The organism is Streptomyces sp. 142MFCol3.1 (genome assembly GCF_000424945.1).
Taxonomy (GTDB): Bacteria; Actinomycetota; Actinomycetes; order Streptomycetales; family Streptomycetaceae; genus Streptomyces; species Streptomyces siamensis.
The window spans coordinates 35,558-57,462 of record NZ_AUKV01000028.1; the positions used below are offsets into that span (position 1 = coordinate 35,558).

The 21,905-nt window shown below is 70.9% G+C and carries 18 protein-coding genes; 9 read left to right on the forward strand and 9 right to left on the reverse strand.

Going from position 1 to position 21,905, the window contains the following annotated elements:
• The first annotated feature begins 9 nt into the window (after positions 1 to 9).
• The 4 genes from H305_RS0133110 to H305_RS0133125 all read left to right on the forward strand — a co-directional run bounded on the left by H305_RS0133110 (position 10) and on the right by H305_RS0133125 (position 4,984).
• A complete protein-coding gene (locus H305_RS0133110; RefSeq protein ID WP_028804241.1) occupies positions 10 to 651 on the forward strand; it encodes a TetR/AcrR family transcriptional regulator in 642 nt (213 codons plus the stop codon).
• A 209-nt stretch (positions 652 to 860) separates the two neighbouring features.
• The gene (locus H305_RS0133115; protein WP_028804242.1) at positions 861 to 1,709 is read left to right on the forward strand and encodes a 3-hydroxyacyl-CoA dehydrogenase family protein; all 849 of its coding nucleotides are present in this window, start codon (positions 861 to 863) and stop codon (positions 1,707 to 1,709) included.
• A 191-nt stretch (positions 1,710 to 1,900) separates the two neighbouring features.
• On the forward strand, positions 1,901 to 2,224 hold the full coding sequence (locus H305_RS0133120) for an STAS domain-containing protein (RefSeq protein ID WP_028804243.1): 324 nt from the start codon (positions 1,901 to 1,903) through the stop codon (positions 2,222 to 2,224).
• A 234-nt stretch (positions 2,225 to 2,458) separates the two neighbouring features.
• The gene (locus H305_RS0133125) at positions 2,459 to 4,984 is read left to right on the forward strand and encodes an ATP-binding protein (protein ID WP_028804244.1); all 2,526 of its coding nucleotides are present in this window, start codon (positions 2,459 to 2,461) and stop codon (positions 4,982 to 4,984) included.
• 83 nt (positions 4,985 to 5,067) lie between these two features.
• Here H305_RS0133125 and nucS read toward each other — a convergent pair whose 3' ends face one another.
• Positions 5,068 to 5,739 carry an endonuclease NucS gene (gene nucS / locus H305_RS0133130; RefSeq protein ID WP_028804245.1) on the reverse strand — a complete coding sequence of 224 codons (672 nt, stop codon included), beginning with the start codon at positions 5,737 to 5,739 and terminating at the stop codon, positions 5,068 to 5,070.
• A gap of 244 nt (positions 5,740 to 5,983) precedes the next feature.
• Between nucS and H305_RS0133135 the strand changes: the two genes are divergently transcribed.
• The gene (locus H305_RS0133135) at positions 5,984 to 6,376 is read left to right on the forward strand and encodes an SCO5389 family protein (RefSeq protein ID WP_028804246.1); all 393 of its coding nucleotides are present in this window, start codon (positions 5,984 to 5,986) and stop codon (positions 6,374 to 6,376) included.
• A gap of 102 nt (positions 6,377 to 6,478) precedes the next feature.
• Here the strand turns inward: H305_RS0133135 and H305_RS0133140 are convergent, their stop codons facing one another.
• Positions 6,479 to 7,507, reverse strand: coding sequence for an LLM class flavin-dependent oxidoreductase (locus tag H305_RS0133140; protein WP_028804247.1), 1,029 nt, complete (start codon positions 7,505 to 7,507; stop codon positions 6,479 to 6,481).
• Between the two features lie 221 nt (positions 7,508 to 7,728).
• Here H305_RS0133140 and H305_RS0133145 point away from each other — a divergent pair, with 221 nt between their 5' ends.
• Positions 7,729 to 8,067, forward strand: coding sequence for a hypothetical protein (locus H305_RS0133145; protein WP_028804248.1), 339 nt, complete (start codon positions 7,729 to 7,731; stop codon positions 8,065 to 8,067).
• 209 nt (positions 8,068 to 8,276) lie between these two features.
• Positions 8,277 to 9,224, forward strand: coding sequence for a hypothetical protein (locus H305_RS0133150; protein WP_028804249.1), 948 nt, complete (start codon positions 8,277 to 8,279; stop codon positions 9,222 to 9,224).
• Positions 9,225 to 9,308: 84 nt separating this feature from the next.
• On the opposite strand, the gene H305_RS0133155 is transcribed toward H305_RS0133150, so the two are convergent.
• The 7 genes from H305_RS0133155 to mce all read right to left on the reverse strand — a co-directional run bounded on the left by H305_RS0133155 (position 9,309) and on the right by mce (position 19,454).
• Complete coding sequence (locus H305_RS0133155; protein ID WP_028804250.1) at positions 9,309 to 10,154, reverse strand: ABC transporter permease; 846 nt, start codon at positions 10,152 to 10,154, stop codon at positions 9,309 to 9,311.
• The gene (locus H305_RS0133160; RefSeq protein WP_028804251.1) at positions 10,151 to 11,419 is read right to left on the reverse strand and encodes an ABC transporter ATP-binding protein; all 1,269 of its coding nucleotides are present in this window, start codon (positions 11,417 to 11,419) and stop codon (positions 10,151 to 10,153) included. The genes H305_RS0133155 and H305_RS0133160 overlap by 4 nt, the downstream gene beginning before the upstream one ends.
• A gap of 528 nt (positions 11,420 to 11,947) precedes the next feature.
• Positions 11,948 to 12,718 (reverse strand): ABC transporter permease, encoded by a 771-nt coding sequence (locus H305_RS0133165; protein WP_028804252.1) that lies wholly within the window; start codon positions 12,716 to 12,718, stop codon positions 11,948 to 11,950.
• Positions 12,719 to 12,720: 2 nt separating this feature from the next.
• Positions 12,721 to 13,689 (reverse strand): ABC transporter ATP-binding protein, encoded by a 969-nt coding sequence (locus tag H305_RS0133170; RefSeq protein WP_028804253.1) that lies wholly within the window; start codon positions 13,687 to 13,689, stop codon positions 12,721 to 12,723.
• 114 nt (positions 13,690 to 13,803) lie between these two features.
• Positions 13,804 to 14,739, reverse strand: a complete 936-nt coding sequence (locus H305_RS0133175) for a cellulose-binding protein (protein WP_028804254.1) — start codon at positions 14,737 to 14,739, stop codon at positions 13,804 to 13,806.
• Positions 14,740 to 14,921: 182 nt separating this feature from the next.
• Positions 14,922 to 18,770: a polarized growth protein Scy gene (gene scy / locus H305_RS0133180; RefSeq protein ID WP_028804255.1), complete on the reverse strand. Its 3,849-nt coding sequence runs from the start codon at positions 18,768 to 18,770 to the stop codon at positions 14,922 to 14,924.
• Positions 18,771 to 19,013: 243 nt separating this feature from the next.
• A complete protein-coding gene (mce, locus tag H305_RS0133185) occupies positions 19,014 to 19,454 on the reverse strand; it encodes a methylmalonyl-CoA epimerase (protein WP_028804256.1) in 441 nt (146 codons plus the stop codon).
• Between the two features lie 146 nt (positions 19,455 to 19,600).
• Between mce and H305_RS0133190 the strand changes: the two genes are divergently transcribed.
• Positions 19,601 to 20,803, forward strand: a complete 1,203-nt coding sequence (locus H305_RS0133190) for an acetyl-CoA C-acetyltransferase (RefSeq protein ID WP_028804257.1) — start codon at positions 19,601 to 19,603, stop codon at positions 20,801 to 20,803.
• Between the two features lie 40 nt (positions 20,804 to 20,843).
• Positions 20,844 to 21,800, forward strand: a complete 957-nt coding sequence (gene meaB, locus H305_RS0133195; RefSeq protein WP_028804258.1) for a methylmalonyl Co-A mutase-associated GTPase MeaB — start codon at positions 20,844 to 20,846, stop codon at positions 21,798 to 21,800.
• The last annotated feature ends 105 nt before the right edge of the window (positions 21,801 to 21,905 follow it).

Genomic DNA, 21,905 nt, shown 5'->3' on the forward strand with positions numbered 1-21,905 from the left:
GATGCGGGCATGGCTGAAGGGCTCAGGGAGCGGAAGAAGCGCCAGACCAGGCAGTACATCTCGGACGTCGCCACGGGGTTGTTCCTGGAGCGGGGCTTCGACGCGGTGACGGTCGCGGAGGTCGCGGACGCGGCGAACGTCTCCGTGAACACCGTCTACAACTACTTCCCGGCCAAGGAGGACCTCTTCCTGGACCGCTCCCAGGGTGTCGTCGACCGGCTGGCGCGCTGGGTGCGCGGCCGGAACAAGGGCGAGTCCGCCGCCGCCGCGGTCCTGCGCGAACTGCGCGAGGAGGCGGAGGCCGTCTCGCCCCGGCTCGGCCTGATGGCCGGATATGCCCGCTTCATGCATGTCATCCACGAAGCCCCGGCGCTCCGCTCGCGGTTGTGGGCGATCGCCCAGGAGGTCCTCGACAACCTGGAGGAGGCGCTGCGTGAGGAGACCGGCGCGTCCGACGACGACCCGCTGCCCGGTCTGGTGGCCGGCCAGATCAACTGGATCCACCAGACCGTGATGTCCGTCATCGGCGGGAAGATGATGGCCGGTCGTGATCCGGGCGAAGTGTCTCGCGAGGTGCTCGTCCTCCTCGACGACATGGAGGACCTTTTGAGCGAGAAGGTCCTCAACTACGCCGTACGGGGGGCGCAATGACCCGTGCCGGTGTGATGTCCGTCAGATGAGACGTGACGCGCATTACTTACCGGTCACACAGGCCCTCACGGGCGCTAGGGTCCGCCGGAGAGGCACTCAGGGTTACCCGGGGTCGCCTTGCGAAGTCAGCGTCGGTCGACCCAGCTGACCTTTCTTTCGGCTGGGGGTCCGGGGGTCGTCCCCCGGGGAAACGCAGTAGGGGAGTCGGAGTGGCACGGAAACTTGCCGTCATCGGAGCCGGACTCATGGGGTCCGGCATCGCCCAGGTCTCCGCGCAGGCGGGCTGGGACGTCGTCCTTCGCGATGTCACCGACGAGGCCCTCACCCGTGGCCTCGACGGCATCAAGGCCTCGTACGACAAGTTCGTGAACAAGGGCAGGCTGGAAGCCGCGGACGCCGACGCGGCGCTCGCGCGCATCACCGCCACCACCGACCTGGACGCCGCCGCCGATGCCGACATCGTCGTCGAGGCCGTCTTCGAGAAGCTCGAGATCAAGCACGAGATCTTCCGGACGCTCGACAAGATCGTCCGTGACGACGCCGTCCTCGCCTCCAACACCTCCGCGATCCCGATCACCAAGATCGCGGCGGTCACCGAGCGCCCGGAGCGCGTCGTCGGCGTGCACTTCTTCTCGCCGGTGCCGATGATGCAGCTCGTCGAACTGGTCCGCGGCTACAAGACGAGCGACGAAGCGCTCGCCACAGCGCGGGAGTTCGCCGAGTCCGTCGGCAAGACCTGCATCGTCGTCAACCGCGACGTGGCCGGCTTCGTCACGACGCGCCTCATCTCGGCCCTGGTCGTCGAGGCGACGAAGCTGTACGAGTCCGGCGTGGCGAGTGCCGAGGACATCGACCTGGCCTGCAAGCTGGGCTTCGGACACGCCATGGGCCCGCTGGCCACGGCCGACCTGACGGGCGTCGACATCCTGCTGCACGCCACCGGCAACATCTACACCGAGACCCAGGACGAGAAGTTCGCACCGCCGGAGCTGATGCGCCGGATGGTTGACGCCGGTGACATCGGGCGCAAGAGCGGGCAGGGCTTCTACAAGCACTGAACGACCACGCGGCGCCCGGACGCCGGGGCCCGCATCCGGCACGGAATCCGCACGGGCCTCTGGAGCATCACTCCATGAGGTGAATTCGGTATCGGTTCGCTTACAGACGGCAACCTCTGCGGGCCTCAGTCAGTCAGACGATGCAACACAGACACAACGCGGAGTACGAGACGCACTCTCGGGGAGCGCATATGTACATCAGGGGCGACCACGCCGAGCTGGTCGTCGGGGGCCGCCTCGACGTACGCAGCGCGGCGGACGCCCGCACCGTCCTGCACTCGGCCGTCGACGACGGAGCCGGCGACCTGGTGCTGGACCTGTCCGAACTGGACTCCTGGGACGCCACCGGACTCGGCGTCATCATGGGAGCCCACCGACGGGCCGGGCGGTGCGGGCGACGGCTCGTGCTGCGCGGCGTGCCACCACAGATGCAGCGCCTGCTCGTCGCCACCCGGCTGCACCGGATCCTGGCGATCGAGGGCGGCATCGGCGTCGACTCCCTGCCCCGGGTGTGACCTCGTACCCGTCCCGACCGGCGTACCAAAGGCACCACGCGCACAATCCTCACGAAGCTGTGACGTCTCGGACGGCGCGGTACCCCGCCTGTTCATAGATACTGTGCGAAGGTTTAGGGTTCGGCTGCCCGCCGCCCGAAACCCTGAGAGCGGGCACCGGACCAGAAGCGACAGCGCGGTGTGCAGCAAGGCCGGGAGGGGCTTGGCACACGACGCTTTTGGGGGGCTTGGAACATGGACCCGACCAACCGGGGACCCGAAGAGTACGGCCATGAAGACGACGGCCAGGCGCCTCGTTCGCGCCCGCCTCGTGACCCGCTCACCGCTGACCTCGGTCAGCACTCGCCCGCACTCGCCCGCACCGTCCAGCTCGTCGCGGGCGACTTCCTGCTCACCGTCAATCCCGTCGACGGCAGCGAGATAGAGAACTGCCCGCCGAACGAGCGGCCGCAGCCGCCGGTGAAGTTCAGCGCCGCCGAGCGGGCCGAGCAGGCCCGCGCCGCCCGGCCGCCGGTGCCACCCGGCCCGGCGCAGCCCCGGCTGCCGCTCCTGGAGCGCCAGGAGGAGCGTGAGCGGCTCGTACGCCTCCTCGCGCGCGGACGCTCGGTGCGCCTGACCGGGCCGTCGGGATCGGGCCGCACAAGCCTGCTCGACGCCGTCGCCGTCGACTGCGCGGACCTCGCCCCCGACGGCGTCGTCCGCCTCTCCGGCCACCGGCGCACCGCGGCCGACCTGCTGCACGACCTCTTCACGGCCGTCCACTCCGCACCCCTGTACCGCCCGGAACACGAGGACCTGCTCCGGCACGTCCACGAAATCGGCGCGGTCGTCGTCCTCGACGACGCCGAGATCGGCGGGAGCGCGCTCGACGAACTGCTCGACGCCACCCCCGAGTGCGCCTTCCTGATCGCCGCGACCCCCGACGTCCCCGCGCCGTCCGCCGACTCCCTCCTCGAAGAGGTGCTCCTCGGCGGCCTCGACCGCAGCGGCGGCCTGGAACTGCTCGAACGGGCCGTGGGGCGCGAGCTGACCGAGGACGAGGCGAACTGGGCCGGCGACCTCTGGTTCGAGTCCGAGGGCCTGCCCCTGCGCTTCGTGCAGGCCGGGGCGCTGCTGCGGCAGCGCGACCGGCTGCGGGCCAGCGAGGAGGCCTTCGACGAGTTCGGCGTCTTCCAGGAGGCGCCGGTCGACGCGCCCTTCGACGCCGGCGACGGCCACGACGTTCCGCTGCCCTCGCTCGCCGAGGGTGCCGCGCCCGCCGCGCTGCTCGCGTCCCGGCTGAGCGACTCGGCGCGCACCACCCTGCGTTTCGCCGTCGCGCTCGGCGGCGAGGTCCCGCACCAGGCGCACCTGCCCGCACTCGTCGGCGACACCCACGCCGACGCCGCGCTCGCCGAGCTCGCGAACTGCGCGCTGGTCTCCCCGGTCGGCTCCCGCTACCGGCTCGCCGCCGGCGTGCTCACCCAGCTGGAGGCCGCCGGATACGCGGACGACCTGGAGGAGCGTGCGCTCGCCGCCGCCCGGCACTACACCTGGTGGGCCGGCCATCCCTCGGTCACCCCGGAGCGGGTGTGCGCCGAGGCCGACGCCCTGCTCGCCGCCCTGACCGTGCTCGTGCCGCTCTCCACGGCTCCGCTCGACGACGAGGACGAGGCGAACCAGGGCGTGCGGCTGGCCCGCACCGCGGCGCCCGCCTTCGCCGCCGGCCTGCACTGGAGCGCCTGGGAACGCATGCTGCGCGCCGGCTCCGAGGCCTCCCGGCTCTCCGGCGCGGTCGCCGAACAAGCCTACTTCCACCACGAGTTGGGCATCTTCGCGCTCTGTGGAGGCCAGCTCGACCGGGCCCGCGCCGAGCTGGAGGCGTCCATCGGGCTGCGCGGCGCGCTCGCCGACAAGCGCGGCACCGTCGCGGGCCGCCGCGCCCTCGCGCTGGTCTCCGACCGCTCCGGGACCGTCGGGTCCGGCGCCGGCACGGCTGCCGGGGAGGAGGTGTCCGGCGCGCGCTACGAGGAGTCGGCATCGCCTCCCGGCGGGGTGCCGGCCGCCTTCGTGCTCGCCGCGCCGCCCGCCGAACCCACGACGCTGGTCACCCACCGGGTGGAGCCCGACCGTCCCGCGGGCGGGCCCATGGGCGTCGCGGGCCGGCTGGTCAGCGGCACCCGCCGCAATCTGGTGGCGGCCGGGGCCGGTGCGCTCCTCGTCGCGGTGCTCGGCACTGTGGTGACGCTCGGCGCGACCTCGAACCACGAGGACAACCCCCCGTCCGAGAAGGTCGGCGTCAACCCCTCGGCCACCCAGGGCGGCGACGACGACAGCCTGGGCGCGGACAGGGCGAAGAAGGACGGCGACTCCGACGCGGGGACGGTGCCCACGCCCACGAACCCGGGCCCCGACGGCACCTACGGGACGTCGGACGACCCGACGCCGCCGTCGGCGACCGACAGCGGTGAGCCGTCCGACGAACCGAGCGGTTCGCACAGCTCGAAGCCGTCGACCAAGCCGCCGTCCTCGTCGTCGAAGCCACCGTCCACGTCCAAGCCGCCGTCGTCCACCTCGAAGCCGCCGTCCACGTCGAAGCCCCCGACGACGTCCTCGTCCCCGACTCCCACGGAGACGCCGACGACCACCACGCCGTCGACGACACCGACCACGTCGGACAGCGCGAGCGGCCCCGCGTCGAGCGCCCCGGCCGTCACCACGACGGCCGGCGCCCCCGAGAGCAGCGGCACCGCCGCGTCGCCGGGAGGCGCGCTGATCTGACCGCACAGGGCATGGGAGAGGGCCCGCACCGTCCACGGACGGTGCGGGCCCTCTCCCATGCCCTGTGCGGGACCCTCAGGGGGTCAGAACAGCCGCAGCTTGTCGTCCTCGATGCCGCGCAGCGCGTCGTAGTCCAGGACCGTGCAGCCGATGCCGCGGTCGGTGGCGAGGACGCGGGCCTGCGGCTTGATCTCCTGGGCGGCGAAGACACCGCGCACCGGCGCGAGGTGCGGGTCTCGGTTCAACAGCTCCAGATAGCGGGTGAGTTGCTCGACGCCGTCGATCTCGCCGCGCCGCTTGATCTCCACGGCGACGGTCCGGCCGTCCGCGTCCCGGCACAGGATGTCGACCGGGCCGATGGCCGTCATGTACTCGCGGCGGATGAGCGTGTAGCCCTCGCCGAGCGTCTCGATGCGGTCGGCGAGCAGCTCCTGGAGGTGTGCTTCCACGCCGTCCTTGATCAGGCCGGGGTCGACGCCGAGTTCGTGCGAGGAGTCGTGGAGGACCTCCTCCATCGTGATGATGAGCTTCTCGCCCGCCTTGTTGATGACGGTCCAGGTGCCTTCCTCGTCACCGGAACCCTCCTTCAGCGTGCAGGGCGGCGACATCCAGTTGAGAGGCTTGTAGGCCCGGTCGTCGGCATGGATCGAGACGCTGCCGTCCGCCTTCACCAGGATGAGGCGGGGGGCCGACGGGAGATGGGCGGTGAGCCGGCCCGCGTAGTCCACGGAACAGCGGGCAATGACGAGACGCATGGTCGGCAACGCTACTCGACGGGTGCGGGTGCACGCGATTCGCCCTGGAAGGCGCATGTTCCGTGGTGGCTGATTGTGTGCCTACTGGGAGTTCGCTATGTGCCCATTCTCCTGGTGCCGTCACCGCCCGTTGCTTACCGTATAAACGGGAGGTCGCGGTGTGTGTACTCACCGTGTTCGACATCGCGAATTCCCTGTCCCTGTCCGGCAACCCCCGAGGTCTGGGGGTGCGAGAGGAGAACCCATGTCGCTCGACGTCTCACCGGCCCTACTCGAACAGGCCGAGCGAGGCGAGGTCGACGAAGCTGAATTCGTCGACTGCGTCCGGACCTCCCTGCCCTACGCGTGGGAGATGATCAGCTCCCTGGTGGCCCAGCTGAAGGTGGACGGCGGCAACTTCGCCGACAACCAGACGCCCCCGCCGGACGAGCAGGCACGTGGGCAGCTGCTGCGAGCGCTCGCGAGTGACGCGATTCGCGGCGCGTTGCAGCGGCACTTCGGAGTGCGGCTGGCCTTCCAGAACTGCCACCGGGTGGCGGTGTTCCCGCTGGACGCCTCGGTGGACGACACGCTGGCACGCTTCACCTCGGTCCGCAGTCAGGTGCTGAACCAGTCCCCGGAGTTCCGGGACTGCTGACACGGTGATGCCGTATGGCTTGCCGCTCCGTACGCGGGAGGTGCATTCGTACTGGGCGGCAAGCTCCCCGCACACCCGGCCCGTGGGGCCGGCCGCGCCACGTCAGCCGAGGTTGGGCAATACTTCGGCCCCGAGCCGGCGGACGTTCTCCTCGGTCGCCGCGAGGTCTCCCGAGCCTTCGACCAGCAGGGCGAAGCGGGTGATGCCGGTGCGCTCCGAGGTCGCCGCGAGCCGGTCGGCGCACAGGCGTGGAGTCCCCACCGGGTGGAGGCCGCAGAGCAGTTCGGTGTACGCCAGGGGGTCGCGCATGGAGCGGGTGCGGCCGTCGACCGTCACATGGGCCTCCAGACCGTGCTTGAGCCAGCCCGGCATGGCCTTGACGAGCGTCTCGACGGCGTCGGTACGTCGGTCCGCGATCTGGCACACACCGGCGGACACATGGGCCGCCCCGTACACCTCGTCCGCCGGACGTCCCGCCGCACGCGCGTACTGCCGCCACAGGGCCACCATTTCGGCCTTCTCCTCGTCCCCGACGTGCATGCCGAGGAGCATCGGCAGCCCGCGCTCCGCGGCGAGCCGCACGCTCGCCGGAGAGGTGCAGGCGACGACCACCTCAGGACCGGGGGCGCCGCTCAGCGCCTCCGACGGCCGGGGAACCACGGGGACTTCACGGAACCGGAAGCGCCCGGAGTCGCTCGCCACGGCCGGCTCGCGCAGCCAGCGCACCAGCAGATCGAGTGATTCCGGGAACTCCTTCTCGTACGCGTCGAGACCGGAGCCGAAGACCTCCAGATCGACCCAGGGGCCGCCGCGCCCGACGCCCAGCGAGAACCGGCCGCCGGACGTGAGGTGCAGCAGCGCGGCCTGTTCGCCGAGTGCCACGGGATGTGCGGTGGGCAGCACACTGACCGCCGTGCCGACACGGATCCGGCTGGTGCGGCCGAGCAGATACGCGGCGAGCGTGACGGCCGACGGGCACGTGCCGTACGGCACGAAGTGGTGTTCGGCCAGCCAGACCGAGTCGAGGCCCGCTTCCTCCGCGACCTCGGCGGACCGCACCGCGCGGTGCAGGGCCTCCCCGTGGCCCTGTCCCGGGAACTGCGCTGCCAGTACAAAACTTCCAACGTGCATGGCACTTCCTGCTTCCTCGGCTCCGACACGGAGCTCCCCCACCCGGCATAACCGCGTGACACGTGCCGAAGTCACGGCCTGGCGGAGAGATTTGCGGATTGTCTGCGAAATGGGCTGTCCGGTGGGGGATCTGTGCGGGTTGGAGGAGTACGCGTACCCCTGGGCGCGCCGCGTAGGCTGGACATGGCCGCTGCTCCCTGTATAGCTCCGTGAGGTGTTCCGTGTCCCCGCGTCGCAACCGTTCGAAGGACGCCGGCAGCCCCGGCCGCAGTGCGTCCGCAGAGGACGACCGGGCCGACCGCTACGGCGGCTGGCAGTCCACGGAGAGCTGGCAGGGCGAGGAGTGGAGCGTGCGCCACGTCGCGGGCGCGAGCGCCGAGGGCAAGACGTACCGCTGCCCCGGCTGCGACCAGATGATCCCCTCGGGCGTACCGCACGTGGTGGCGTGGCCGGAGCACTCGGGCGTCGACGAGCGGCGCCACTGGCACAAGGCCTGCTGGAACGCGAAGGACCGCCGTACCTCGCGGGTGCAGCGGGCCCGTAACGCGCCCAGGTTCTAGAGCGGACCGGGAGTCCGGCCGAGCAGGTGCCGGTGGCCCGTGCGGGTCGTCGACGCGGCTTTTACTTGCGGTCTCGTGTGTCGTCAAGCCCCGAATCCTCGGAGCGTGACCCTGCCGCGGGACGCGGGCCTACTTGAAGTGCGGACCTCGCCGGAGAAACCGAGGCTCCGGAGGTGCGGAGGCGCCTTTCACTTCAGGAGGAGAGAACCATGACTCGCATTACCCGCAAGCGTGACGGCGTTCGTTCCAAGGGTCTGCTCGGCCTGGCGACGATGACGGCGTCGGCTGCCGTAATCGGCGGAGCCGTGATTCTGCCGGCGACCGCCGCGACGGCGGCCCCGATGTCCCCGACGTCGGCCACGGCCACGGTGGACGGACACAAGGGTCACCACAAGAACTACTGCTGGGACAAGAAGTCCAAGCACTTCAAGTCCTTCAAGCAGCACGAACATCAGAAGTACTCGTGCTGGTACAAGACCTACAAGTTCTACTGGGACGACCACCACAAGTGCTTCTACGTCATCAAGAACCATGAGCCGCGGTATTTCGTGGCCAGCCGCAACAATCCCAGCTTCTTTGTCCAGCACGTCACCAACATCACGAACGTCAACATAAACAACGTCAATATCAACATCACGATCAACATCAACGACCCGAAGCAGTTCAAGGACGAGGACGGGATCAAGAAGGAGGACAAGGACAACAAGACGTCGCCTGAGGACAAGGCGTCTCCCGAGGACAAGTCCTCGCCTGAGGACAAGACGTCTCCCGAGGACAAGACGTCTCCCGAGGACAAGTCCTCGCCCGAGGACAAAAGCTCGCCTGAGGACAAGAGCACGCCTGAGGACAAGAGCACGGACCCGGCGCAGCAGGGCACGGACGACCAGCAGGGCACGGACCCGGCGCAGCAGGGCACCGATGACCAGCAGGGCACGGACCCGGCGCAGCAGGGCACCGATGACCAGCAGGGTCAGGAGCAGGGCGCCACTGACCAGGGCGCGACCGATCAGACCGCGACTGAGCAGGGTGCCACCGACCAGACCGCGACCGACCAGAGTGTGAGCGACCAAGGTGCCACCGACCAAGGTGCGGCCGGCCAGACTCCCGCGGACAGCGGTGCCGGGGCGGACGCCGGTGCCACCGACGGCGGGGAGTGACGGTCACAGGACAAAGGCGACGGGGCGAAGGTCTTCATCGACCTTCGCCCCGTCGCCTTTGCGCGCCCCTCGTCGGGGGCGGACTCACACGTCCCGGCGCTCCAGCAGCACGAACGCGCCGATGATCGCCGCGGCCGTGACCCCGGCGAGCAGGCCGAGCTGCGCCCCGCCGTGACCGCTCTCGGTGTCCAGCTGGAAGATCCGGGCGAGGGCGTTGGGCGCGTTGTACTCCTGCATCTTCTCGCCGATGGTGCGCATGCTGTCGGACATCATCAGGAACGCGGGCATGATCGCGGGCACGAGCACCACGCCGAGCATGGTGGTGATCGCTCCGGCCGAGTGGCGCAGCATCGAGCCGACCGCGAGCGCGAGGGCGCCGAGCAGCGAGACGTACAGCGAGCCCATGATCACCGAGCCGCCCCAGCCGACGTCCGAGGAGCCGCCGTGCATCCCCGACGTCATCATGCCGACCAGCGCGATCGAGAAGGCCGACACGACGAACGCCACCGCGAAGAAGATGATCAGCTTCGCGGCGAGCACCCGGTGACGCTGCGGGGAGGCCGTGAAGGTCGTACGGATCATGCCCGTGCCGTACTCGGACGAGACCACCAGGACGCCCAGGGTGATCAGGCAGATCTGCCCGAGCATCAGGCCGAAGAAGGCCGGGATGGTGTACGGGACGTCGCTGAAGTCTTCGTTCGTGGTCTGCGCGGCGACCAGGAAGCCGATGCCGATCACGAGAAGCAGGAAGATACCGAGCGTCCACATCGTGGAGCGCACCGACTTGATCTTCGTCCACTCGGAGGTGAGCGCGTGGCCGATGTGGGTGCGGGTGACCGGGATCGGCGAGGTGTACGAAGCGCCGGGCGCCGCCTGCCAGTTGGGGGCAGCGGCGGCCTGCTGCGGCATCGGGGGCTGGGGCGTGCTCATCGGGCGTCCTCGGGCTTGGTCAGGTCGGGTGCGGCGGCGGGAGCGGCGGGAACAGCCGGTGCGGCGGGCGGTTGCGCGGGAGCCTGTGCGGGCGCCTGGGGCGCGGACTGGGCGTACGGGTTGGCGTCCGCGCCCGCGGGTGCGGCCGGAGCGCCGTACGGGCCCGGAGCGCCGCCCGCGGGGACGCCGTAGGGGCCGGGCTGTCCCTGCGGCATCGAGAACGGCTGTCCGCCCTGCTGGGGCGGCGGCGGGGCGTACCAGCCCGGCTGGCCCTGGCCGGCGACCGGCATCTGCGGCTGGGGCACGGCGCCCGGCGGCAGCTCCTGCTGGAGGCCGGCCTTCTGGTCGATCGTCGAGCGGTAGTCGACGGCGCCCTGCGTCATCCGCATGTACGCCTCCTCCAGCGAGGCCTGATGGGGCGACAGCTCCCACAGGCGTACGTCGGCGGAGTGTGCGAGATCGCTGATGCGGGGCAGCGGCAGACCGGTGACGCGCAGGGCGCCGTCCTGCTCGGGCAGCACCTGGCCGCCGGCCTCGGTCAGCGCGGCGGTGAGCTTCTCGCGTTGCTGGGGCTCGGTGTCCGGGGTGCGGACCCGGGCGAAGTCGGCCGAGTTGTGCGAGATGAAGTCCCTGATGTTCATGTCGGCGAGCAGCTGGCCGCGGCCGATCACGATCAGGTGGTCGGCGGTCAGCGCCATCTCGCTCATCAGGTGCGAGGAGACGAAGACCGTCCGGCCCTCCGCCGCGAGGGACTTCATCAGGTTGCGGACCCAGAGGATGCCCTCGGGGTCGAGGCCGTTGACCGGTTCGTCGAAGAGCAGCACCTGCGGGTCGCCGAGGAGCGCGGCGGCGATGCCGAGCCGCTGCCCCATGCCGAGCGAGAAGCCCTTGGAGCGCTTCCTGGCGACGTCCTGGAGACCGACGACACCGAGCACCTCGTCCACCCGGCGGGCGGGGATGCCGGACAGCTGGGCCAGGCACAGCAGGTGGTTACGGGCGTGGCGGCCACCGTGCACGGCCTTGGCGTCGAGCAGCGCGCCGACCTGGCGGGGCGCGTTCGGCAGCTTGCGGTAGGGGAAGCCGCCGATGGTCACATGCCCCGAGGTGGGGTTGTCCAGGCCGAGGATCATCCGCATGGTGGTCGACTTGCCCGAGCCGTTGGGCCCGAGGAAGCCGGTTACGGCGCCCGGCCGCACCTGGAAGGAAAGGTTGTACACGGCCGTCTTGGCGCCGTAGCGCTTCGTCAGGCCGACTGCCTCGATCATGCTCCGCACCCATCGAAAGGTTCAGGACGTCGGGGCACACGCCCCCGTAAGGGTTAGGAGGATATCGGGGCGCTGACGGTTCCACTCAAGGGAAAGTAAAACCACGCAGGTCACACGGTCGTATTGTCAGGTACGCGTCTTCGCAGGTCAGGGGCGGGACGGAACCCCGAGGGGCAGAAACCGCCGTGTTCCGGCAACGTCCCGAAGGGCCCGGAGACACCTCCGGAACCGGGAACCCGGACCCCGGAGACATCGCCGGAACCCGGACCCCGGAGGTCCAGGTGCCCGCGCGGCGTGCCCTACGGCAGCGAGTCGCCCGACGGCGGCAGGTCGTCGTACAGCCGCAGGTCCGCCGGATCGACGAAGGCGGGAAGCCGGACCCCTTCCGGCCCAGCGCGACGAAGCAGGAAGCCACGGATTCCCGCTCGAACCCTGTGCCGCGTAGTGGCACAGCAACCCCGGTGCCGCGTGGCGGCACCGCGACGAACGAGAAGGTCGGAATCCTCGGGGGCCACCCCGAGGAGCAAGTCAAGCGTCCCGCTTCTTCAGCAGCGCGTACCCCCCGAGCAGCGCCGCGATCACCCACAGCACCATGATCCCGAAGCCGCCCCAGGGCCCGTACGGGGTGTCGTCGCCGAGCGGCGTCACCACTTGCATGATCTTGCTGCCGGCCTGGTCGGGCAGGTAGCGGCCCACCTTCTTGGTCGCGGAGACCGCGCCCAGGATGTTGGAGATCAGGAAGAAGAACGGCATCAGGATGCCCAGCGAGAGCATCGGACTGCGCAGCATCGTCGCGACGCCCATCGAGAACACGGCGATCAGCGTCATGTACAGGCCGCCGCCGATCACCGCGCGCAGGACACCGGCGTCGCCGATCGACGCCCGGTGCGGGCCGAGCGCGGCCTGACCGAGGAAGAAGGCGACGAAGCTGGTGACGAGGCCGACCACGAGGGCGAGCACCGCGGCGACCGTGATCTTGCCGGACAGGAACATGCCGCGCTGCGGGACCGCGGCGAGCGAGGTACGGATCATGCCGGTGCTGTACTCGTTGCTCACCACCAGCACCCCGAACACGATCATCGCGAGCTGCCCGAGGCTCATGCCGGCGAAGCTGATGAACGTGGGGTCGAAGGACAGCCGGTCCTTCACGCTCATCCGGTCGAACTCGTTCTTCGACAGCAGCGAGATCAGGATGCCCAGGGCGATCGTGACGACCGCGGCGAGACTCAGGGTCCACACCGTCGACGAGACCGACCGGATCTTGGTCCACTCGGACCGCAGGACCTGGGACGCGGCCATGGTCAGGCCCCCCTCTTCCAGTCGCTGCCCCATTCCCGGCGGGGCTCCGGCGGTGCGTGCGGGGTGTCCGCGTGCGCGTGGTACTCCACCGACTCCGCGGTCAGCTGCATGAAGGCCTCCTCCAAGGAGGCCTGCTGCGGACTGAGCTCGTGCAGCACGATCTGGTGCTGGGCGGCCAGCTCACCGATGTGCTCCGGCTTGCCGCTGTCCACTTCCAGCGTGCCGCTGCCCGACTCGACGACGGTGATGCCCGCGCCGTGCAGCACGTCGAGCAGCCGCTCGCGCTGCGGGGAGCGGATCCGCACGTAGGACCGCGAGTTCTGCTGGATGAAGTCGGCCATGGACGTGTCGGCGAGCAGCCGCCCCTGGCCGATGACGACCAGGTGGTCGGCGGTCAGCGCCATCTCGCTCATCAGGTGCGAGGAGACGAAGACCGTACGCCCCTGGGCGGCCAGGGACTTCATCAGGTTGCGGATCCAGTGGATGCCCTCGGGATCGAGGCCGTTGACCGGTTCGTCGAACATCAGGATCCGCGGGTCGCCGAGCAGCGCGCCCGCGATGCCGAGCCGCTGGCCCATGCCGAGCGAGAAGCCCTTCGCCTTCTTCCTCGCCACCGCGGTGAGCCCCACCGTGTCGAGGACCTCGTGCACCCGCGCCCTCGGGATGCCGTTGCTCTGGGCCAGACACAGCAGGTGGTTGAAGGCGCTGCGCCCGCCGTGCATGGCCTTCGCGTCCAGCAGGGCGCCGATGTACTTGAGCGGGTCCTTGAGATGGTCGTAGTGGCGGCCGTCGATCCGTACGTCGCCCGTGGTGGGGTGGTCGAGCCCGAGCACCATCCGCATCGTGGTGGACTTGCCGGCGCCGTTCGGGCCGAGGAAGCCCGTCACGATGCCCGGTCTGACGGTGAAGGTGAGGTTGTTGACCGCCACCTTCTCGCCGTACCGCTTGGTCAGCCCCACGAGTTCGATCATGCGGCCACGCTAAGACGGGGTACAGAGGCCTGCCACTTGAGCATCCCGGCACGACGAAGGCCCGCACCCCGAGGAGAGGGTGCGGGCCTGCGGCGTCGTCAGCCGGTCCTGCGGTTACCGGGACTGCTGGGCCGGAACACCACGGGAGATCGGCTCGTCCTCGGCCGGCGTGCCGGCAGCGGCCACCGCGGCGCCCGTGAGCGTCGCGAGCATCTCGCGGACGTTGGTGAGCTGGGCGTTGATCGAGTCGCGGCGGTTGGTGAGGGCCGCGAGCTCGCGCTCGGATTCCGAACGGATCCGGTCGGCCTTGGCGTTCGCGTCGGCCACGATGTCCTCGGCCTGGCGCTGAGCCGTCTCCACCGTCTGGCGGGCGCGGCGCTCGGCGTCCGTGCGCAGCTTCTCGGCCTCCAGGCGGAGCTGCTCGGCGCGGTGCTCGATCTCCGCGAGGCGCTTCTCGGCCTTGGCCTGACGCGAGGCCAGGTCCCGCTCCGACTGCTCGCGGCGCTTGGCGAGGTTCGTCTCGAAGTCCGCGGCGGCCTGCGCGGCCTTGGCGCGGGTCTCCTCGAAGAGGGCGTCCGCCTCCTCACGCTTGGACTGCGCGTCCTTCTGCGCATCGGATCGCAGCTGGGAGGCGTCGCTCTTGGCCTTCTCGACGATCCGGACGCCCTCGTCCTCCGCCTTGGCCTTGCGGTCCGCGGCGAACGATTCTGCGTCGTTGCGCACCTGCTGGGCCGCCGACTCGGCGAGCTCGCGGTGCTGCTCGGAAGCGCGACGGGCCTCCTCGCGCAGGTCCTTCGCCTCCTCCTCGGCGAGGCGGAGGATCTTCTCGACCCGCGCGCCGAGACCCGCGTACGACGGCTCTGCGTCGGTGACCTGGGCCTGGGCGTTCTGCGTTTCGAGGTGGAGCTCCTCGATGCGCTTTTCCAGAGCAGTGATGCGGGCCAGAGCGCTGTCACGGTCGGAGACGAGCTTCGAGATGCGTTCGTCCACCTGAGCGCGGTCGTACCCACGCCGCACAAGCTCGAAGCCGTAGGGGGAAGTGTCGCTCATGGGGTTCCTGTCGAATGAGACCGGTGAGGTGATAGGGGAATCCTAGGGGCCAAAGCGGTGTGTCATCGAGCGGATACGTGTTTGATCTGGAGAATGACACTCCTTTTGGGTGGCTAGCTGTCGGAGGGCTTGCCAGAGCCTGTGTGAAAGGTCCCGGCAAAGCACGGAATCGGTGCTTCTGGCTAGCCCTCTGACGACTTGCCACTCGAACGGGTAGCGCCGGCGGCGGCCCCCGCCTTGACCCCGCTTTCCTTGCCGCCGGACGGCGCCTCGAAGGACTCCAGCGCCTCCAGGACGTCCTGGACGCGTGAGATCTCGGCGTTGATGTCCTCGCGGCGCCGCACCAGGACCTCCAGGTCGCGCTTGCCCTCCTCGACGGCCGCCTTGGCCTCCTGGATGGCCTCGGACCTGATCTTCTCCGCCTCGGCGACGACCGAGTGCTTCTTCTGCTCGGCCTCCTTGAGGAGACCCTCCGCCTTCTTCACGGCGGCGATACGCACCTTGCTGGCCTCGGAATTGGCCTCCGAGAGCAGGTCCTTCGCCTTCGCCTCGGCCTCGGCGAGCTGGTCCTCGGCGGCCTTCACCAGCGTGTCGCAGCGTTCGCCGGCCGTCTTCATCGCCTCGGCCGACTCGCGGCGCGCCCGCTCGTGCAGGTCCTCGATCTCCGAGGTGATCCGGTCGCGCAGCTCCTCCGCGCGCTCCCGGATCGCCGTCGCGTCCCGGCGCGCACCGACCAGCAGCTCGTCCGCGTCCGTGCGGGCCCGCTCCACCAGGGTGTTGCCCTCCACGGTCGCCTCGGAGACCAGGCGCTCGGCCTCGCCCCGCGCGACGCCGACCATCGTGTCGGCCTGCGACTCGGCGTCCGCCGTGGTCTTCTGTGCGCTCTGCTGGGCCTCGGCGAGCAGCTTGTCCGCCTCGGACGCCGTCTCCGAGATGAGCGTGTCGACCTGCTCGGCGGCCTCCGAGCGCCGCTTGTTGGCCTCCTGACGCGCCTCGTCCAGCATCCGCTCGGCCTCCTCGCGCGCCGACGAGGTGAGCCGCTCGGCCTCCTCCTCGGCCCGCGCCTTGACGCGCTCCGCCTCGGCCCGGGTCCGCTCGGCGTGCTGCTGCGCGGAGCCGACCGTCTCGGCGGCCTCGGCGCGCAGCCGCTCCGCGTCGCCCGTCGCGTCCGCGATGAGCTTCTCGGCCTTCGCCACGGACTCGGCGCGGACCCGCTCGGCCTCGGCGGCGGTCTCGGCCGCCAGCCGCTCGGCCTCCGACGCCGCCTCGGTGATCAGGGTGTCGGCCTGCGTTGCCGCGTCGGAACGGATCCGGTTCGCGTCCTCACGGGCGTCGGCGCGGGTGCGCGAGGCGTCCTGGTCGGCGTTGGCGATGGTGTCCGACGCCTCGGTGCGTACCCGCTGGGCGTGCTCGGCGGCGTCCGAACGCAGCCGCTCCGACTCGGCGACCGCCTCGGACAGCGTGCGCTCGGCGAGCGACTTGGCGGCCTCCGTCTCCTCGGCCGCCTCACGGCGCAGGCGCGCCGCGTCCTCGGAGGCCCGCTCGCGCTCCGCGTAGGCGTCGGCGCGGACCCGGTCCGCCTCCTCCTGCGCCTCGCTGCGCGTACGGTCCGCCGCGTGTTCGGCCGCCGACCGCAGCCCGGTGATCTCCTCCTGAGCCTGCTCGTGCAGCCCGGACACGGAGTCGCGCACCTGCTGGGCGGTCTGCTCCGCGCTCGACACCATCTCGGTGGCGCGCCGGTCGGCCTCCTCGACCAGGCGAACCGCCTCGGCCTGGGCCTCCTCGACGCGGTTGCGGGCGGACGCGAGGAGCTCCTCGCTCTGCTCGCGGGCCCGCTCGCGCTCCTGGTCGGCCTCCTGGCGCGCGGAGCCGAGGAGTTCCTCCGCCTCGCGCCGCCGGCGGGCGGCCTCCTCCTGCGCGGCGGCCAGGGTCTCGGCGCCCTCGGTCGCCAGCCGCTCGGCCGCGGCCTGCGCCTCGGCCCGCACGCGGTCCGCGGTGTCCTGTGCCTCCGACTTCAGCCGCTCGGCCTCCGCGGCGGCGTCCGACCGCAGCCGTACGGCGATGGCCTCGCCCTCGGCCCGGGAGGCGGACGCGTCCGCCGCCGCCTCGTTGCGTAGCCGCTCGGCCTCGGTCTCGGCCTGCGCCTGGAGCGTACGGATCCGCTCGGCGGCCTCCGACCGCAGCCGGTCCGCCTCCTCGGCGGCCTCGCGCCGGATGCGCTCGGCCTCCGCACGCGCGTCCGTCAGCGCCTGCTCGGCGTTGGCGAGGCGCTCCTCGGCCTCCGTGTGCTGCCGGGACAGCTCCTCGGCGGCCTCGGCCTGGCGTGCCGCTATGGCCCGCTCGGTCTCCTCGCGCAGCCCCTCGGCGGCCCGCTCGGCCTCCGCCTTGATCGTCTCGGACTGCTCGACGACCTCCGCGCGGTGCCGCTCGGCCTCCGCCCGGGTGCGCTCCAGCGTCTCCTCGGCCTGCCGGCGCAGCGTGGTGGCGCGCTCGATGGCCTCGGTGCGGACCTTCTCGCTGTCCGCCGTGGCCGTCGCCCGCAGCTCGTCCGCGTCCGCCTTCGCCTTGGCGAGCAGCTCCTCGGCGGTCCTGGCCCCTTCCTCGATCTGCTGGACGGCCTCGCGCCGCGCCTCCGCACGGATGCGCTCGCCCTCGGCGACCGCGTCGGCCCGCAGCTGCTCGGCCTCGCCACGCAGCCGGCGGGCCTCCTCCTGGAGCTCGACGGTCTTGGCGCGGTACTCCTTGGTGTCGTCCTTGGCGGCGCCCTTGAGCTCCTCGGCGATGTCGTGCGCCTGGCCGCGCAGCCGGTCGGCCTCGGCCTCCGCCTCGGAACGGATCCGCTCGGCCTCGTCGGACGCGGCCTTCGTCGTCTTCTTGGCGTCCTCGGACGCCTTGTTCAGCACCTCCTCGGCGGTGCGGGCCGCCTTGGAGAGCTGGGAGGCGGTCTCCTCCGCCGTGAGGCTGCGGGCCTTCTCGCTGGCCGTCGCGATGATGCTCTCGGCCTCGGTACGGGCGTCGGCGACGAGCTGCTCGGCCTCGGACCTGGTGTTCTCGGCCTCCTTGGTGGCCTCGCTGACCAGGCGGGCGACCTGCTCCTTCGCGGTCCGCGTGCGCTGCTCGTTCGTCGACTCGGCGGTCGCCAGGGCCTTGGCCGCGGCCTCCTTCGCCTCGGCGACGACCTTGTCCGCCTCCGCGCGCGCCTCGCGCAGCGCCGTCTCGGCCTCCGACATGCGCTGCTCGGCGGCCCGGCTCAGCTCCGAGGCCTGGCGGCGTGCGGTGTCCGACTCGCTCGCCGTGGAGCTGCGCAGCTGCTCGGCGTGGTCGGTGGCCTCCTGGGCCTGCGTGGACGCGGCGTTGAGCAGCCGCTCGGCGTCGGTGCGGGCCCGGCGCAGCAGCGCCTCGGCCTCCGCGCGGGCCGCCTCGGCGTCGTTGGTGAGCCGCTGGCGGGCCTCGCCGGCGATCCGCTCGGCCTCGGCGCGGGCGGTGGCCAGTGCCTGTTCCGCCTCGGCGCGCGACTCGTCGAGGAGACGGCGGGCCTGCGACTCGCTGCGGGCGCGCAGCTGCTCCGCCCACGCCACGTTCTCGTTGACGTGCGACTCGACGGTCTGACGGCGCTCGGCCAGCTCCTGGTCGAGCTGCTGGCGACGGTTGACCGCCTCCTGGTGCAGCTCGGCCTGGAGCCGGGCGGCCTGCTCGGCGTGCTCCTGAAGGATGCGCTGGGTCTGCGCGCGGGCCTGGCTGAGTTCGCGCTCGGCGTCCGAGCGCAGCTGGTCGGCCTGGATCTGCGCATTGCGGAGCAGCTGCTCGGCCTGATAGCCGATGTCGGCGCCGTCGTAGGCAGGACGGGTCGCCAGACTGCGCCGCGCCTCGTGCAGCTTGGCGCGCAGCACCTCGACCTGATAGCCGAGGTCCTCGGCGTGCTGGACCGCCTTCTCCCGCTCGGTCTTCAGCCGCTCCATCTCGGCCTCGAACCGAGAGAGGTGGTCGACGTCAGCCGCCGGCTCTCGCTCCTGGCGTTCGTAGCCCCGCACTGCGCGGTCCCATCCGTCCCCTGGTCGCAAGTCTTTCCGAACGAGCTCCGTCCATCCGCCGAACGGGGCCCCCGGGGAATGGTGTCAGATCAACGGCGGAGCATGGGCTGCTGCCCCGACGCTCGACCCCCGAAACCTGGACCCCGGCCCTCGGTCCTGCTCGCTGGAATGCGGCAGGACCTCGGCCGTCACCGCACTGAGGCGACGGCCGCCCCCAACCCTACCGGCCCAGATATACGGAGGTCAGTGCTCAGGTGACTCAACAGCCGCCGAAGTGACCAGTTCTGTCAGGACACCGTGGCAATCCTTCGGGTGCAGGAAGGTGATCCGGGACCCCATGGACCCGATCCGAGGCTCGTCGTAGAGCACCCGTACGCCCTTGCCGCGGATGTCGGCGGCGTCGCCGTCCACGTCCGCCGTGCCGAAGGCGATGTGGTGCACGCCCTCGCCGTTCTTGGCCAGCCACTTCCCGACGGCGGAGTCCTCGCGGGTGGGTTCGAGCAGCTGGAGGTAGGAGGCGCCGCCGTCGGACGTCTCGTTGATCTTGAGCATGGCCTCGCGCACGCCCTGCTCCTCGTTGACCTCGGAGTGGAAGACTTCGAAGCCGTACGTGGCCCGGTAGAACTCGACAGTCCTGTCGAGGTCGAAACAGGCGATCCCGATGTGGTCGATTCGCGTCAGCATGGAGTCAGTGCAGCGCTCCGCGAGTGGTTACGCAACGTGCGCGCGATCACACCGCGGGCCGGATGACGCGTGGCTTACCGCTCAGTACATTCGAGTAAACCCTCGTTCACTCCTCAGCTGTGCAAGCTGGAAGGGGATCGCACCTCATGTCTGGAACGAACAGCACGACCTCCGTGATCGTCGCGGGTGCCCGCACCCCGATGGGACGGTTGCTGGGCTCCCTGAAATCATTCTCCGGAGCCGAGCTCGGAGGCTTCGCGATCAAGGCCGCCCTCGACCGTGCGGGGATCGGCGGCGACCAGGTGCAGTACGTGATCATGGGCCAGGTGCTCCAGGCCGGGGCAGGCCAGATCCCGGCCCGTCAGGCGGCCGTCAAGGCGGGCATCCCGATGGGCGTACCGGCGCTCACGATCAACAAGGTGTGTCTGTCCGGCCTCGACGCCATCGCGTTGGCCGACCAGCTGATCCGCGCCGGTGAGTTCGACGTGGTGGTCGCGGGCGGCCAGGAGTCGATGACGAACGCGCCGCACCTGCTGCCGAAGTCCCGCGAGGGATTCAAGTACGGCGCGATCGCGATGCTCGACGCCATGGCGCACGACGGACTCACCGACGCCTTCGAGGGCATCGCCATGGGTGAGTCCACCGAGAAGCACAACGGACGCCTCGGCATCACCCGTCCGGAGCAGGACGAGATCGCGGCTCTCTCGCACCAGCGCGCCGCCGCCGCCCAGAAGAACGGCATCTTCGAGGCGGAGATCACCCCGGTCGAGATCCCGCAGCGCAAGGGCGAGCCCGTCGTCTTCAGCAAGGACGAGGGCATCCGCGGCGAGACCACCGCCGAGTCCCTCGGCAAGCTGCGCCCCGCCTTCACCCGCGACGGCACGATCACCGCGGGCACCGCCTCGCAGATCTCCGACGGCGCCGCCGCCGTGGTTGTGATGAGCAAGGCCAAGGCGCAGGAGCTGGGCCTGGAGTGGATCGCGGAGATCGGCGCCCACGGCAACGTGGCCGGTCCGGACAACTCTCTCCAGTCGCAGCCCTCCAACGCCATCCTGCACGCGCTGAAGAAGGAGGGCCTGGAGGTCGAGGACCTCGACCTCATCGAGATCAACGAGGCCTTCGCCGCGGTCGCCGTCCAGTCAATGAAGGACCTCGGCGTGTCCACGGAAAAGGTGAACGTCAACGGCGGTGCCATCGCCCTCGGTCACCCGATCGGGATGTCCGGCGCGCGGCTCGTGCTGCACCTCGCGCTCGAGCTGAAGCGGCGCGGTGGAGGTGTCGGCGCGGCCGCGCTGTGCGGCGGCGGCGGTCAGGGTGACGCGCTCATCGTGCGGGTACCCAAGGCCTGACACGCGTTTTCCTCGTAGAACCCTCGTGAACGGAGCTGTGATGCAGGACGTCTCCTCGCTGGTGGCCCAGGCCAGGGAAGGCAGGCCGCGGGCCGTGGCCCGGCTGATCTCCCTGGTGGAGGGGGCGGCACCGCAGCTCCGCGAGGTCATGGCGGCGCTCGCGCCGCTCACCGGCAACGCCTACGTGGTCGGGCTGACCGGCTCGCCGGGCGTCGGCAAGTCGACGTCCACGTCGGCGCTGGTCACGGCCTACCGGAAGCAGGGCAGGCGGGTCGGAGTGCTGGCCGTCGACCCGTCCTCCCCGTTCAGCGGTGGAGCGCTGCTCGGCGACCGCGTACGCATGTCCGAGCACGCCTCGGACCCCGGTGTGTACATCCGCTCGATGGCGACCCGCGGCCACCTCGGCGGACTCGCCTGGGCCGCCCCCCAGGCGATCCGGGTGCTGGACGCGGCGGGCTGCGACGTGATCCTCGTCGAGACCGTCGGAGTCGGGCAGTCCGAGGTCGAGATCGCCTCCCAGGCGGACACCTCGGTGGTCCTGCTGGCGCCCGGGATGGGGGACGGCATCCAGGCCGCGAAGGCCGGAATCCTGGAGATCGGCGACGTCTACGTCGTCAACAAGGCCGACCGGGACGGCGCCGATGCCACCGCCCGCGAGCTCAATCACATGCTGGGGCTCGGGGAGTCGCGGGCGCCCGGGGACTGGCGGCCCCCGATCGTGAAGACGATCGCCGCCCGTGGCGAGGGGGTCGACGAGGTCGTCGAGGCGCTGGAGAAGCACCGGGCGTGGATGGAGGAGCACGGGGTGCTCGCCGAGCGGCGCCGGGCGCGAGCCGCGCAGGAGGTCGAGACGATCGCCGTCACCGCGTTGCGGCAGCGGATCGGTGACTTGCACGGGGATCGGCGGCTCGGGGCGCTCGCGGAGCGGATCGTGGCGGGGGAGCTCGACCCGTACCGGGCCGCGGACACGCTTGTGGAGGGGCTCACCGAGGGCTGACCTCTTCCCGCGCGGAGGGCCGCCCGCGGGGTGACCCCTCCTGCGTGGGAGGGCTGACCCCTCCTGCTCTGTTCCTGACCCGGCCCCGGAGACCGCTGCCCAGCG